14 protein-coding genes are annotated in these 14,282 nt (G+C 62.9%); 12 read left to right on the top strand and 2 right to left on the bottom strand.

The window, feature by feature from the left end; translation table 11 throughout:
• Positions 1-213 precede the first annotated feature (213 nt).
• Positions 214-1,530 carry a bifunctional DedA family/phosphatase PAP2 family protein gene (locus tag BLP82_RS29270; RefSeq protein WP_092176879.1) on the bottom strand — a complete coding sequence of 439 codons (1,317 nt, stop codon included), beginning with the start codon at positions 1,528-1,530 and terminating at the stop codon, positions 214-216.
• Between the two features lie 186 nt (positions 1,531-1,716).
• Complete coding sequence (locus BLP82_RS29265; RefSeq protein WP_092176876.1) at positions 1,717-2,394, bottom strand: DNA-3-methyladenine glycosylase; 678 nt, start codon at positions 2,392-2,394, stop codon at positions 1,717-1,719.
• Positions 2,395-2,590: 196 nt separating this feature from the next.
• Here BLP82_RS29265 and BLP82_RS29260 point away from each other — a divergent pair, with 196 nt between their 5' ends.
• From BLP82_RS29260 to lipA, 12 genes are all read left to right on the top strand, one after another.
• Complete coding sequence (locus BLP82_RS29260) at positions 2,591-3,862, top strand: glutamate-5-semialdehyde dehydrogenase (RefSeq protein ID WP_092176873.1); 1,272 nt, start codon at positions 2,591-2,593, stop codon at positions 3,860-3,862.
• 1 nt (position 3,863) lies between these two features.
• Complete coding sequence (nadD, locus tag BLP82_RS29255) at positions 3,864-4,550, top strand: nicotinate-nucleotide adenylyltransferase (protein WP_060740478.1); 687 nt, start codon at positions 3,864-3,866, stop codon at positions 4,548-4,550.
• 71 nt (positions 4,551-4,621) lie between these two features.
• The gene (rsfS, locus tag BLP82_RS29250) at positions 4,622-5,116 is read left to right on the top strand and encodes a ribosome silencing factor (protein WP_058543147.1); all 495 of its coding nucleotides are present in this window, start codon (positions 4,622-4,624) and stop codon (positions 5,114-5,116) included.
• Between the two features lie 9 nt (positions 5,117-5,125).
• Entirely contained in the window at positions 5,126-5,593 is a 468-nt protein-coding gene (gene rlmH, locus BLP82_RS29245) for a 23S rRNA (pseudouridine(1915)-N(3))-methyltransferase RlmH (RefSeq protein WP_092176871.1), read from the top strand.
• 9 nt (positions 5,594-5,602) lie between these two features.
• Positions 5,603-7,498 carry a penicillin-binding protein 2 gene (gene mrdA / locus BLP82_RS29240; protein WP_072411926.1) on the top strand — a complete coding sequence of 632 codons (1,896 nt, stop codon included), beginning with the start codon at positions 5,603-5,605 and terminating at the stop codon, positions 7,496-7,498.
• A 31-nt stretch (positions 7,499-7,529) separates the two neighbouring features.
• On the top strand, positions 7,530-8,633 hold the full coding sequence (gene rodA, locus BLP82_RS29235; protein WP_163006686.1) for a rod shape-determining protein RodA: 1,104 nt from the start codon (positions 7,530-7,532) through the stop codon (positions 8,631-8,633).
• Positions 8,634-8,650: 17 nt separating this feature from the next.
• Complete coding sequence (mltB, locus tag BLP82_RS29230; protein ID WP_092176868.1) at positions 8,651-9,661, top strand: lytic murein transglycosylase B; 1,011 nt, start codon at positions 8,651-8,653, stop codon at positions 9,659-9,661.
• Positions 9,661-10,671: a septal ring lytic transglycosylase RlpA family protein gene (locus BLP82_RS29225; RefSeq protein WP_072411922.1), complete on the top strand. Its 1,011-nt coding sequence runs from the start codon at positions 9,661-9,663 to the stop codon at positions 10,669-10,671. The genes mltB and BLP82_RS29225 overlap by 1 nt, the downstream gene beginning before the upstream one ends.
• Positions 10,672-10,839: 168 nt before the next feature.
• Complete coding sequence (locus BLP82_RS29220) at positions 10,840-11,997, top strand: D-alanyl-D-alanine carboxypeptidase family protein (protein WP_092176865.1); 1,158 nt, start codon at positions 10,840-10,842, stop codon at positions 11,995-11,997.
• A gap of 81 nt (positions 11,998-12,078) precedes the next feature.
• A complete protein-coding gene (locus BLP82_RS29215) occupies positions 12,079-12,354 on the top strand; it encodes a DUF493 domain-containing protein (protein WP_053125656.1) in 276 nt (91 codons plus the stop codon).
• Positions 12,354-13,001: a lipoyl(octanoyl) transferase LipB gene (gene lipB / locus BLP82_RS29210; protein WP_003205887.1), complete on the top strand. Its 648-nt coding sequence runs from the start codon at positions 12,354-12,356 to the stop codon at positions 12,999-13,001. Before BLP82_RS29215 ends, lipB begins: the two co-directional genes overlap by 1 nt.
• A gap of 1 nt (position 13,002) precedes the next feature.
• Positions 13,003-14,025, top strand: a complete 1,023-nt coding sequence (lipA, locus tag BLP82_RS29205; protein WP_014340371.1) for a lipoyl synthase — start codon at positions 13,003-13,005, stop codon at positions 14,023-14,025.
• The last annotated feature ends 257 nt before the right edge of the window (positions 14,026-14,282 follow it).

Raw genomic sequence — 14,282 nt, 5'->3', positions numbered from 1 at the left:
GCGGCGCGAATTTATCTTTTCGACGCCGAATAGATTGCGGCAAGCCAATCACGCATCCAAATTCAGTATTGCAGAAACTGAGAGGACCATAGATTGTGGGAGCGGGCTTGCTCGCGAAAGCGGAGTGTCATCCGACACAGGTGTTAAATGACCCACTGCCTTCGCGAGCAAGCCCGCTCCCACATGGATCTCCAGTGTTCATTGGCCCGCCGCTCAATAGGCATACCGCAACATCGCATGGGGCAAATGCCGCAGCGCGAAGAAGCTGAACACCGCCACCAGCGCCGGCAGGATCAGCCACCAGACTTTCGGCGGCATGGCCGGCAGCGGGGTCTGGCGCTGGCTCAACCACAGGGCGGCGGCACAGATGCTGGCGGCCAGCATGGCGCCGGCGACGATGTCGCTCGGCCAATGGGCGCCCAGGTAGACCCGCGACAGGGCGATGGCCAGCGCCGGCAAGCAGCCCAGCAGCAGCCAGGTCAGGCGCAGGCGTGGCGGTTGACCGCGGCCGGCCAGGACGGCCAGGGTCAGGAACAGCGCGAATGCCCCGGAGGCGTGGCCGCTGGGCATGCTGTAGCTGGTCAGCGGGTCGGTGAGGATTTCCGGGCGCACCCGGGCAAAGAAGTGTTTGCTGCCGGTATTGGCCAAGGAGGTGACCAGCATCGTGCCCCCGGCAAAGATTGCCTGGCGCCATTGCCGTGCCAACAGCAGCAGCCCGGTCAGCAGGCTGCAGACAATCAACATGTAGCGGAATTCGCCGATCAACGTGAAGGTCACGGCGATTTCATCCAGCGTCGGGCTGCGATGTTCCTGGACCAGCGCCATCAAGCCCTGGTCGAACGCCGTCAGGTAACGAAAGCCGATGAACAGGCCGATCAGGATCACCAGGCCGATGCCAGCGATCAGCGCCGTGGCATGGCGATGACGACGCAGGGTGCTGTTGACGCTCAGCCCGATCATCATCGCGATGCTGCCGATGACCACGCCGGCCTGTGGCCAGAACCCTTCGGGCAATGGCAGGCGGAACGCCGCCCCGGTGGCCCAGCCCGGCAACAGGTAGGCCACGGTCCAGCCCGCCGCGGCCAGCACGCTGACGGCGGCGAAGCGCGGGAACGGCATGTCGCACATCCCGGCCACCATCGGCAACATGGGGCGCAACGGGCCGATAAAACGCCCCACCAGCAGGCTGGCGATGCCGTAGCGCTGGAAATAGTTTTCCGCGGCGCTCATCCACTCGGGGTGATGGCGCAGCCCGGGCAGGCGGCGGATGTTCTGGTGGAAATGCCGGCCGAGGAAATACGACACCAAGTCCCCCAGCAAGCCGCCGAGCAGGCCCAGCAGCAAGGTCTCGCCCAGGGACAACGCGCCGCTGCCGGCCAGCACGGCGATGGCAAACAACAGCACCGTACCCGGCACGATCAGGCCGGCAATGGCCAGGCATTCCACGCAAGCGACGATGAACACCGCCACCGCCAGCCATTGCGGGTTGACGGTCAGCCAGCCGGTGATGCTATCGAGCCATGGGCCCATAAGGACAACTCCATTGAATAGTGATTGGCATGCAATTTTTACTGTGTGAACGAAAATTCAAGATCACTGAAGATTCAAACTGTGGGAGCGGGCTTGCTCGCGAATGCGGTGTGTCAGTTGACATTGATTTATCTGACACACCGCATTCGCGAGCAAGCCCGCTCCCACAGGGGATGCGGTATTTCATCAGGGCAGCAAAAAATAATCACGCCCTTCGACCTGCCCCCGTCGCAGCGGGTTACGGGTACACCACGGTGCGTAGGCGGCATCGACGAAGCGATAGAGCAAGTGTTCATCCCGGCCCAGGGGAATGCCCAGGCGGGTGGTCTGGATCACATTGACCGTCGGCACGCCCGCATCTTCCACCAGCAAGCGTTCGGGGTCGAAGCGCTTGGCGTCCCAGTCCGGCACTTTCAACCCCAAAGCCTTGCACAACAGGGTCTGGCCGGCACAGAGTTTTTGCGGCGTGCGCGGCCGGCCCTGGGCGTCGGGGTTGTTCAATAACATCTGCGCCAGGCTCGCCGGCCCGGAAAGGGTATCGACCCACGGGTAGGCCGATTTGATCAACACGGCATTACCTGGACCCTGGGCGCTGAAGTTCAGCGAATCGCCGCCCCGGGCGTAGTACATATAGATGTGCCCGCCATCCAGAAACAAAGCCTTACGTTTTTCCGTGTAGCCCAGCGAGGCGTGGCTGCCCTTTTCGGCAAAGTAATACGCCTCGGTCTCGATGATCCGCGCGCTGAGCCACAGCTCGCCGACTTTGTGGCGAATGACTTTGCCCAGCAGGTCTTTGGCAAGGACTTGGGCGTCGCGGTCGAAAAAGGCGTGGGGCAGGGCGTTGGGCGATGGCAAATCGGTCATGGCGATAGACGAAGTGAGGCCAAAGGAAGCGCGATGATAGCAATGCAAAGCTTAATCACCGCTGAACACTCGCTCCAACCGGCTGTTTACGCCTGTTTTACTTCTCCGCCGGTCACCACTGCGAGTCCATGCTGTTAGTCGAGGGTTACGACAGCTATAATCTGCCGCTTTCCCCATCGCCAAGACCAAACAGACCATGACTGAGTCCGTTCTTGACTACATGACCCGCCTGGGTCGCGCCGCTCGCGAAGCGTCGCGCGTCATCGGCCGGGCCAGCACCGCGCAGAAAAACCGCGCCTTGCAGGCCGCCGCCAATGCGCTGGACGCTGCGCGCGCCGAGTTGTCCGCCGCCAACGAGCTGGACCTGGCCGCCGGCCGGGCCAATGGCCTCGAACCGGCCATGCTCGAGCGCCTGGCGCTGACCCCGGCCCGCATCGACGGCATGATCGTCGGTCTGCGCCAGGTCGCGGCCCTGCCGGACCCGGTCGGGGCGATCCGCGACATGAGCTACCGCCCGTCGGGCATCCAGGTCGGCAAGATGCGCGTGCCCCTGGGCGTGGTCGGGATCATCTACGAGTCGCGGCCGAACGTGACCATCGACGCCGCGAGCCTGTGCCTGAAGTCGGGTAACGCGACCATCCTGCGCGGCGGCTCCGAGGCCATCCATTCCAACCGTGCCATCGCCGCCTGCATCCAGCGCGGCCTGGCCGAGGCCGATCTGCCGGCGGCCGTGGTGCAAGTGGTGGAAACCACCGACCGCGCCGCAGTCGGCGCCCTGATCACCATGCCCGAGTTCGTCGATGTCATCGTGCCACGTGGCGGCAAAGGCCTGATCGAACGGGTCAGTCGTGACGCCCGCGTGCCGGTGATCAAGCACCTGGACGGCATCTGCCACGTCTACGTCAGTGCCCACGCCGAATTGCCGAAGGCCCAACGCATCGCCTTCAACGCCAAGACCTACCGCTACGGTATCTGCGGCGCGATGGAAACCCTGCTGGTGGACCAGGCCGTTGCCCAGGACTTCCTGCCGTCGATGGCCGCCCAGTTCCGCGAAAAAGGCGTCGAACTGCGCGGTTGCGAGCGCACCCGGGCGATCATCGAGGCCGTCGCGGCCACGCAAGAAGACTGGGACACCGAGTACCTGGCGCCGATCTTGTCGATCCGTGTGGTCGACGGGCTGGACCAGGCCATCGAACACATCAACCGCCACGGCTCGCACCACACCGATTCCATCGTCAGTGAGCACCAGGGCGAAACCCGGCGTTTCGTGGCCGAAGTGGATTCGGCGTCGGTGATGATCAACACCCCGACCTGCTTCGCCGACGGCTTTGAATACGGATTGGGTGCCGAGATCGGCATTTCTACTGATAAGCTGCACGCCCGCGGCCCGGTGGGCCTCGAAGGCCTGACCTGCGAGAAGTACATTGTGGTCGGTGACGGCCAGTTGCGCGGACAGGAGCCGGTCTGACTTGGGCGACCTCGACCCGTCAGCCGCTGTGACGACGACAACTCCGCCCCGGCGCATCGGTATCCTGGGCGGCACGTTCGACCCGGTGCACATCGGCCATTTGCGCGGTGCGCTGGAAGTCGCCGACGCCCTGGCCCTCGATGAGCTACGCCTGACGCCCAGCGCCAGGCCGCCTCACCGGGACACGCCGCAGGTGTCGGCGCAGGACCGTCTGGCGATGGTCGAGTGCGCGGTGGCCGGTGTGGCACCGCTGGTGGTGGATGCCCGCGAATTGCAGCGGGACAAACCGTCCTACACCATCGATACCCTGGAGCTGATGCGCGCCGAACTGGCCGTTGAGGCCCAGGTTTTTCTGCTTCTGGGCTGGGACGCATTTTGCGGCCTGCCCACTTGGCATCGCTGGGAAGAGTTGCTCCAGCATTGCCACATCCTGGTGTTGCAACGCCCGGATGCCGACAGCGAGCCGCCGGATGCCTTGCGCAACCTGCTGGCGGCCCGCTCGGTGAGCGACCCGCTGGCCCTGAAAGGGCCGAGCGGACAGATTGCATTCGTCTGGCAGACGCCGCTCGCGGTATCCGCCACCCAGATCCGTCAACTGCTGGCCAGCGGTAAGTCGGTACGTTTCCTGGTGCCCGACGCGGTCCTGGCCTACATCGATGCGCACGGGCTTTACCGTGCGTCGAACTGAAAAAGGCGCGCTTCAAGGCACGTGAATGCGTGTAGCGAAGCGCCCGAACATACGAGCAAAACGAGTTTTATATGACTGACAAAGACGTAAACAAAGTAAAGCGCAAGGGCACCTTCAAGAGCGCCCCGCTGCCTGTAGAGGCGCATACCGGCGTGGCGCTGGTCGGCGAAGAGCTGGTCAAGGTGGCCGTGGCGGCCCTGGAAGACGTCAAGGCCCAGGACATCCAGGTGATCGACGTGCGTGAAAAGCAAAGCATCACGGACTACATGATCATCGCCACCGGTACCTCCAACCGCCAGATCGGCGCGATGCTGGACAAGGTCCGCGAAGCGGTCAAGGCCCAGGGCGTCAAGCCGCTGGGTGAAGAAGGCAAGGGCGACAGCGACTGGGTGTTGTTGGACATGGACGATGTCATCGTGCACATGATGACCGCCTCGGCGCGTCAGTTCTATGACCTGGAGCGCCTGTGGGCCGGTGCCGAGCAGAGCCGTTCGGCCAGCGCCGCGCACCACAGCCCGGAAAACCCCCATGAGCACTTCACCAAGCTCAACAAAGACCAGCAATAAGGGACCGCTGTGCGACTGCGCCTGATCGCCGTCGGTTCTCGCATGCCCAAGTGGGTGGAAGAAGGCTGGCATGAATATGCCAAGCGTCTTCCCTCCGAGCTGGCCCTGGAACTGGTGGAAATTCCGCTCAACACCCGTGGCAAGAACGCCGACGTGGCGCGTTTCATCCGCCAGGAAGGCGAAGCCATGCTGGCCAAGGTCGGGCCGAACGAGCGCATCGTCACCCTCGAAGTCCATGGCAAGCCCTGGAGCACCGAGCAGTTGTCGGTGGAGCTCGATCGCTGGCGGCTGGACGCGCGCACGGTCAACTTCATGGTCGGCGGCCCGGAAGGGCTGGCGCCGGAAGTCTGTGCCCGGGCCGATCAGCGCTGGTCGTTGTCGCCGTTGACGTTGCCGCACCCGCTGGTGCGGATCCTGATCGGCGAACAGTTGTATCGTGCCTGGACAGTCCTGTCCGGGCACCCTTACCACAAGTAATCCTGCCCCATGCCCCAGCCGATCCGCATCAAGGACCACGAAAAAGACGCCCGTCTGGTACGGGGCCGCGTCGTGTTCGGTGCTATTACGGTGGTGACGCTGATCGGCGTGCTGATTGCGCGCTTGTATTTCCTCCAGGTGATCCAGTACGAGTACCACTCCACCCTGTCGGAAAACAACCGGGTGCACGTGCAACCGATTCCGCCGACCCGCGGGCTGATCTTCGACCGCAACGGCGTGGTGGTGGCGGATAACCGGCCCAGCTTCAGCCTGAGCATGACCCGCGAGCGCTCCGGTGACTGGCAGCAGGTGCTCGACGTGATCGTCGAAGTGCTGCAACTGACGCCCGAGGACCGGGCGATCTTCGAGAAGCGCATGCGCCAGGGCCGACGGCCGTTCGAGCCGGTGCCGATCCTGTTCGAGCTGACCGAAGAGCAGATCGCCCTGATCGCCGTGAACCAGTTCCGCTTGCCCGGCGTCGAGGTGGTGGCGCAATTGGTGCGGCATTATCCCCAGGGGCCGCATTTCGCCCACTCGGTCGGCTACATGGGACGGATCAACGAGAAAGAGCTCAAGACCCTCGATCCGGTCAATTACAGCGGCACCCACCATATCGGCAAGACGGGTATCGAGCGCTTCTACGAGCCCGAACTGCATGGCCAGGTGGGTTACGAGGAAGTCGAGACCAACGCTCGCGGTCGCGTATTGCGGGTGCTCAAGCGCACCGATCCGATCCCCGGCAAGGACATCGTCCTGAGTTTGGACATCAAGCTGCAAGAGGCCGCCGAAGCGGCGCTGGGCGGGCGGCGCGGCGCGGTGGTGGCCCTGGACCCGAACACCGGCGAGGTACTGGCGATGGTCAGCCAGCCGAGTTTCGACCCGAACCTGTTCGTCACCGGCATCAGCTTCAAGGCCTACGCCGAGCTGCGCGATTCCATCGACCGGCCGCTGTTCAACCGTGTGTTGCGCGGTCTCTACCCGCCGGGCTCGACCATCAAGCCCGCCGTGGCGATTGCCGGGCTCGACTCCGGCGTGGTGACCGCTTCGAGCCGGGTCTACGACCCGGGTTATTACCAACTGCCGAACTATGACCACAAGTACCGCAACTGGAACCGCACCGGCGACGGATATGTAGACCTGGAAACGGCGATCATGCGTTCCAACGACACCTACTTCTATGACCTGGCCCATAAGCTGGGGATCGATCGGTTGGCGTCCTACATGAACAAGTTCGGTCTCGGTCAGAAAGTCTCCCTGGACATGTTCGAGGAATCCCCCGGCCTGATGCCGTCCCGGGAATGGAAGCGGGCGACCCGGCGCCAGGCCTGGTTCCCCGGCGAAACCCTGATCCTGGGGATCGGCCAGGGTTATATGCAGGCCACGCCACTGCAGTTGGCCCAGGCCACGGCGCTGGTGGCGAGCAAAGGCAAGTGGTATCGCCCACACCTGGCCAAGACCATCGAAGGCCAGAAGCCGGTGGACCCGAACCCGATGCCGGACATCATCCTGCGCAACCCGTCGGACTGGCAGAAGGTCAACAACGGCATGCAGCAGGTGATGCACGGCGCCCGCGGCACCGCCCGCAAGGCGTCCATCGGTGCGCAATACCGGATTGCCGGCAAGAGTGGTACGGCCCAGGTCGTCGCCATCAAGCAGGGCGAGAAGTACGACCGCTCCAAGGTCCAGGAACGTCACCGCGACCATGCCTTGTTCGTCGGCTTCGCGCCGGCCGACAACCCGAAGATCGTTGTGGCGGTCATGGTCGAGAACGGCGAGTCGGGTTCCGGTGTCGCCGCGCCGGTGGTGCGCCAGATCATGGACGCCTGGCTGCTGGATGAGCACGGCCAGCTCAAGCCTGAATACGCGAGCCCCATCACTGCGGAGGCTACGGCCCGTGAAGAATAATTTCGACCGGATCCTCTCCAGCGAAGACGTGATGCGCCGTCGCGCCACGTTGTTGCAGCGCATGCACATCGATGGCCCGTTGCTGATCCTGCTCCTGACCCTGGCCGCCGGCAGCCTGTTCGTGCTGTATTCGGCCAGCGGCAAGAGCTGGGACCTGCTGGCCAAGCAGGCCACCTCGTTCGGCATCGGCCTGGTGTCGATGATCGTGATCGCCCAGCTCGAACCGCGGTTCATGGCGCGCTGGGTGCCACTGGCCTATGTGGTGGGGGTCTGCTTGTTGGTGGTGGTGGACATCATGGGCCACAACGCCATGGGCGCCACCCGCTGGATCAACATACCCGGGGTGATCCGCTTCCAGCCTTCGGAATTCCTCAAGATCATCATGCCGGCGACCATCGCCTGGTACCTGGCCAAGCGTTCCCTGCCGCCACAGCTCAAGCATGTGTGTATCAGCCTGTTGCTGATCGGCATCCCGTTCATCCTGATCGTCCGTCAGCCGGACCTCGGCACCTCGCTGCTGATCCTGGCCGGCGGCGCCTTCGTGCTGTTCATGGGCGGGCTGCGCTGGCGCTGGATCCTCAGCGTGATCGCCGCCGCCGTGCCGGTGTCGGTGGCCATGTGGTACTTCGTGATGCATGACTACCAGAAGCAGCGGGTGCTGACTTTCCTCGACCCGGAGAGCGATCCGCTGGGCACTGGCTGGAACATCATCCAGTCCAAGGCCGCCATCGGCTCCGGCGGGGTGTTCGGCAAGGGCTGGCTGATGGGCACCCAGTCGCACCTGGACTTTTTGCCGGAAAGCCACACCGACTTCATCATCGCCGTACTGGGCGAGGAGTTCGGCCTGGTGGGTATCTGCGTGCTGCTGCTGATCTATCTGCTGCTGATCGGCCGGGGGCTGGTGATCACCGCTCAGGCCCAGACGCTGTTTGGGAAATTGCTCGCGGGCAGCCTGACCATGACGTTTTTTGTTTATGTTTTCGTCAACATCGGTATGGTCAGTGGCCTGTTGCCGGTCGTGGGGGTGCCGCTGCCTTTCATTAGCTACGGAGGAACTTCGCTGGTGACCCTACTGTCAGCGTTTGGGGTTTTGATGTCGATTCATACGCATCGCAAATGGATCGCGCAGGTTTGAATAAGGTGAAGAGTTCAATGCAAGCAATGCGTGGCTGGTCGACGCGATATGCGCCGTGGATCGGCCTGGTCGGCTTCCTCGGCAGTGCGTCGCAGGCCTTGGCCGGTGAATACGAAGGCTCGCCACAGGTGGCCGAATTCGTCGGTGAGATGACCCGCGACTACGGTTTTGCCGGTGAGCAGCTGATGGGGGTGTTTCGCGAGGCCGAACGCAAGCAGTCGATCCTCGATGCGATCTCACGGCCCGCCGAGCGGGTCAAGCAGTGGAGCGAGTACCGGCCGATGTTCATCACCGAGGCGCGTATCGCCCGGGGCGTGGACTTCTGGCGCCAGCACGAAACGGCCCTGGCCCGTGCCGAGCAGGAATACGGCGTGCCGGCCCAGGTCATCGTGTCGATCATTGGCGTCGAGACCTTCTTTGGCCGCAACACCGGGAATTTCCGGGTGATCGACGCGTTGTCGACCCTGGGCTTCGATTACCCGCCGCGTGCCGAGTTCTTCCGCAAGGAGCTGCGCGAGTTCCTGCTGCTGGCCCGTGAAGAGCAGGTCGATCCGTTGACCCTCAAGGGCTCCTACGCCGGGGCCATGGGCCTGCCGCAATTCATGCCCAGCAGTTTCCGCGCCTACGCGGTGGACTTCGACGGCGACGGCCACATCAATATCTGGACCAACCCGACCGATGCCATCGGCAGTGTCGCCAGCTATTTCAAGCGCCATGGCTGGGAGGCCGGCCAACCGGTGGTCAGCCGTGCCGACGTGCGCGGCGAGCAAGTGGACGAGGGCCTGACCGAGGGCATCGAGCCGACGAAAACCGTCGGGGAGTTGCGGGCGTTGGGCTGGTCGAGTCATGATGCGCTGCGTGACGACATGCCGGTCACCGCGATGCGGCTGGAAGGCGAACAAGGCCCCGAATACTGGATGGGCCTGAAGAATTTCTACGCGATTACGCGTTATAACCGCAGCGTGATGTACGCCATGGCCGTATATCAACTGTCTGAAGAGCTGGTCAAAGCACGGGGCGTCAAATAATGCGGGCATTGCCTACCTATCAACCCCTGAAGCTCGTGGCGTTGGCCGCGCTGTCGCTGTTGGTCGTCAGTTGTTCGACCAGCCGCGCGCCGGCCCAGAAAAACACCACCGCCGTACGCGCGACGCCGGGCCTGGACATCAACCGGGCCCACAAGGACGGCGCGCCGTGGTGGGACGTGGATGTCTCGCGCATTCCTGACGCCACGCCGACCCTGCACACCGGTCCCTACAAGGCCAACCCGTACACGGTATTGGGCAAGACCTATTTCCCGCTGTCCGACTCCAAGCGCTACGTGGCCTCGGGCACGGCGTCCTGGTACGGCACCAAGTTCCATGGCCAGAACACCGCCAATGGCGAGGTCTATGACCTGTATGGCATGAGCGCGGCCCACAAGACCCTGCCGCTGCCCAGCTATGTGCGGGTGACCAACCTGGACAACAACAAGAGCGTGATCCTGCGGGTCAATGACCGTGGGCCGTTCTATTCCGACCGCATCATCGACCTGTCGTATGCGGCGGCGAAAAAACTCGGTTACGCTGAAATCGGCACCGCCCGGGTCAAGGTCGAAGGTATCGACCCGCAGGAATGGTGGGCCCAACGTGGCCGTCCGGCGCCTTTGATGCTCAACGAGCCGAAAGTGGCGCAAAATGCCGCGCCAACCGTGACGGCGTCCACCGGCACGGTCGAGCAGTGGACACCACCGCCGCAGCAACACGCCGCGGCCGTGCTACCCGTGCAGATCGATGCAAAAAAAAACGCTTCTGCAACAGCGTCTGGCCAGTTTCTGCAAGTGGGCGCGTTCGCCAACCCGGACGCTGCCGAGCTGCTGAGGTCGAAGCTCAGCTCGATGGTGAGCGCCCCGGTGTTCATCAGCTCGATCGTGCGCAACCAGCAGACACTGCATCGGGTGCGCCTGGGGCCGATCGGTTCTCCGGGTGAAGTCCAGCAGGTGCAGAACAGCGTGCGGCTGGCCAATCTCGGTTCGCCGAGCCTGGTCACCGCTGAGTAATTGAATGAGGCCCGCTGGCGGTTGGAGCGGGTCAGGTTGTTGGCTCCATGAATAATAAAAGCCCGGCAAGGGCAGTGAGTGAGCAACTTAAATACGCGGCAGCCCGTTAGAAAGCTGCCAGTTTCAGTTTTGCCTTCGGGCAGTCCCATTAGCGATTTCGAGAGACGGATGAACATCACCACCTTTGCCAAACGCCTTTGCCTGCTAGTCCCGCTGCTTCTCTCACCGGCCGCGTTCGCGGTCGAGATGATGCCGGCTCCCCCTCAATTGGCCGCCAAATCCTTTGTGCTCATGGATGCCAGCAGCGGCGAGGTGCTGGTAGAGAGCAACGGTGACCAGCGCCTGCCACCGGCCAGCCTGACCAAGCTGATGACTGCCTACATCGCCACGCTGGAAATCCGTCGCGGCCAGATCGGTGAAAACGATCCGGTGACCGTCAGCGAAAACGCCTGGCGTACCGGCGGTTCGCGGATGTTCATCAAGGTCGGTTCGCAAGTGACCGTCAGCGACCTGCTGCACGGCATCATCATCCAGTCCGGCAACGACGCCAGCGTCGCCCTGGCCGAGCACATCGCCGGCAGCGAAGATGCGTTCGCCGACATGATGAACAAAACCGTGGCCGACCTGGGCATGACCAACAGCCACTTCATGAACCCCACCGGCCTGCCGAACCCTGAGCACTATTCGTCGGCTCACGACATGGCGCTGCTGGCCCGGGCAATCATTCATGAAGACCCGGCCCACTACGCCATCTACTCCCAGAAGGAGTTCTTCTGGAACGGCATCAAGCAGCCTAACCGCAACCTGTTGCTGTGGCGCGACAAGACCGTCGATGGCCTGAAGACCGGTCACACCGAGGAAGCCGGCTACTGCATGGTGTCTTCTGCGGTGCGTGACGGCATGCGCCTGATCGCCGTTGTCTTTGGCACCAACAGCGAGGTGGCCCGTGCCGCCGAGACCCAGAAACTGTTGACCTACGGCTTCCGCTTCTTCGAAACCCAGACCTTCTACCAGAAGGGCACCGAACTGGCCCAGGCCCAGGTCTGGAAAGGTTCGAGCAACCAGGTCAAGGCCGGCCTGGCCCAGGACCTGACCATGACCCTGCCTAAAGGCCAGCTCAAGAAGCTCGCTGCCAGCATGACCATGAACCCGCAACTGACCGCTCCCATCGCCAAGGGCGACGTGATCGGTAAAGTCGAAGTCAAACTGGACGACAAAGTGGTGCACAGCGCTGACCTGATCGCTCTGGACGCGGTCGAGGAAGGTGGTATCTTCCGCCGCATCTGGGATAGCATCCGTCTATTCTTCTACGGCTTGTTCAACTGATCGAAGTGTTGACCTGCATGGCCTCGTTCCCATCCGGAGCGGGGCCATGTGCGTTACCACGGCTTACGAGGCCGTTACGCCATGACAGACTCTGAAGTAAAGGCGCCAAAAATCGAATTTCCCTGCGCGGATTACCCGATCAAGGTAATCGGCGACACCGGCGTGGGGTTCAAGGACAAGATCATCGCGATCCTTGAAAAACATGCCACCGTCGACCACAAGACCCTGGCCGAGCGCCAGAGTACCAACGGCAAGTACACGACGATCCAGTTGCATATCATTGCCACCGGTCAGGAACAGCTCTACGACATCAACAGCGAGCTGCGAGCGACCGGTTTCGTGCACATGGTGTTGTGATGCCGGGCACGCTGGGCTTTCGCGAGCTGGGCACGATGGCCTACGAGCCGGTCTGGCATGCCATGCAACGCTTCACGAACGAACGCGGTACCACCGCCGACGATGAAGTCTGGCTGGTGGAACACCCGCCGGTGTTCACCCAGGGCCAGGCCGGCAAGGCCGAGCACCTGTTGCTGCCGGGGGATATCCCGGTGGTGAAGGTCGACCGGGGCGGGCAGGTGACCTACCATGGCCCTGGCCAGTTGGTCGCCTACCTGTTGCTGGATGTGCGCAAGCTGGGGTTTGGTGTGCGCGAGTTGGTCACCCGCATGGAAACGTGCCTGATCGAGCTGCTGGCCAGCTACGGTGTGACGGCGGCGGCCAAGCCGGATGCGCCGGGTGTCTACGTCGATGGGGCGAAAATCGCTTCCCTCGGCTTGCGGATCCGCCATGGCTGTTCGTTTCATGGCCTGGCGCTGAACGTGGACATGGACCTGGCGCCATTCCGACGGATTAATCCCTGTGGCTACGCGGGACTGGCAATGACCCAGTTGAGCGAGCACGCAGGATCGATTGAATTTGCCGAGGTAAGTGCCCGGCTGCGCGCGCAGCTCGTCAAACACCTCGACTATGCTGAGCAGACGACCCTCACGGGCGGAATCGACTGATATGACTACTGATGCAGTGCAAACCATGATCCCGACGCTGGACGTCACCGAGCGTCCGGCCCCGCGTGCCAAGGTAGAGGCCGGCGTCAAGCTGCGCGGCGCCGAGAAGGTTGCACGCATCCCGGTCAAGATCATCCCCACCACCGAACTGCCGAAGAAACCCGACTGGATCCGCGTGCGCATCCCGGTTTCCCCGGAAGTCGACCGTATCAAGGCCCTGCTGCGCAAGCACAAGCTGCACAGCGTCTGCGAAGAAGCCTCCTGCCCGAACCTGGGCGAGTGCTTCTCCGGCGGCACCGCCACGTTCATGATCATGGGCGACATCTGCACCCGTCGTTGTCCGTTCTGTGACGTCGGCCACGGCCGTCCGAAGCCCTTGGACACCAACGAGCCGGAAAGCCTGGCCATCGCCATTGCCGACCTGAAGCTCAAGTACGTGGTCATCACCTCGGTGGACCGTGACGACCTGCGTGACGGCGGTGCCCAGCACTTTGCCGACTGCATCCGCGAGATCCGCAAGCTGTCGCCGAACGTACAGTTGGAAACCCTGGTGCCCGATTACCGTGGCCGCATGGACATCGCCCTGGAAATCACCGCCGCCGAGCCGCCGGATGTGTTCAACCACAACCTGGAAACCGTGCCGCGCCTGTACAAGGCTGCGCGTCCAGGGTCGGATTACCAGTGGTCGCTGACCTTGCTGCAGCGCTTCAAGCAGATGATGCCGCACATTCCAACCAAGTCCGGCTTGATGCTGGGCCTGGGTGAGACGGATGAGGAAGTTATCGAGGTCATGAAGCGCATGCGTGAGCATGACATCGATATGCTGACCTTGGGGCAGTACTTGCAGCCGTCCCGTAGTCACTTGCCGGTGCAGCGTTTTGTGCATCCGGATACCTTTGCCTGGTTTGCCGAGGAAGGGTACAAGATGGGGTTCAAGAACGTGGCTTCGGGGCCGTTGGTGCGGTCTTCGTATCATGCGGATGAGCAGGCTAAGTTGGTCAAGGCTGAGCTGTTGGGTTCCTGATTTGGTGTTGGGGTGGTGTGTTTATCCGTTTCTTCGGTAACGGCTACTTATGGTTCCGCCCTTACGGCGGGTCACTTTTGGAAAGCGCAAAAGTAACCAAAACGCTCTTGCCCCACCACTCGGCACCTCGCTTAGGCTCGGTGTGCCCGAACGCAGGCATTGCTCCGTGGGCCGCCGCGAAGGGCCATCCATGGCCCAGCGCGGCTACCTCGGCATCCATGCCGAGGTGCCCACTGCGCAATACCTGCGTTCGGCCA

Origin of the sequence: Pseudomonas sp. NFACC37-1, assembly GCF_900101575.1 — a bacterium.
Taxonomy (GTDB): Bacteria; Pseudomonadota; Gammaproteobacteria; order Pseudomonadales; family Pseudomonadaceae; genus Aquipseudomonas; species Aquipseudomonas fluorescens_AA.
Note: the sequence above shows the minus strand (reverse complement) of the source record. Positions and strands in the feature narration are given on the sequence as shown.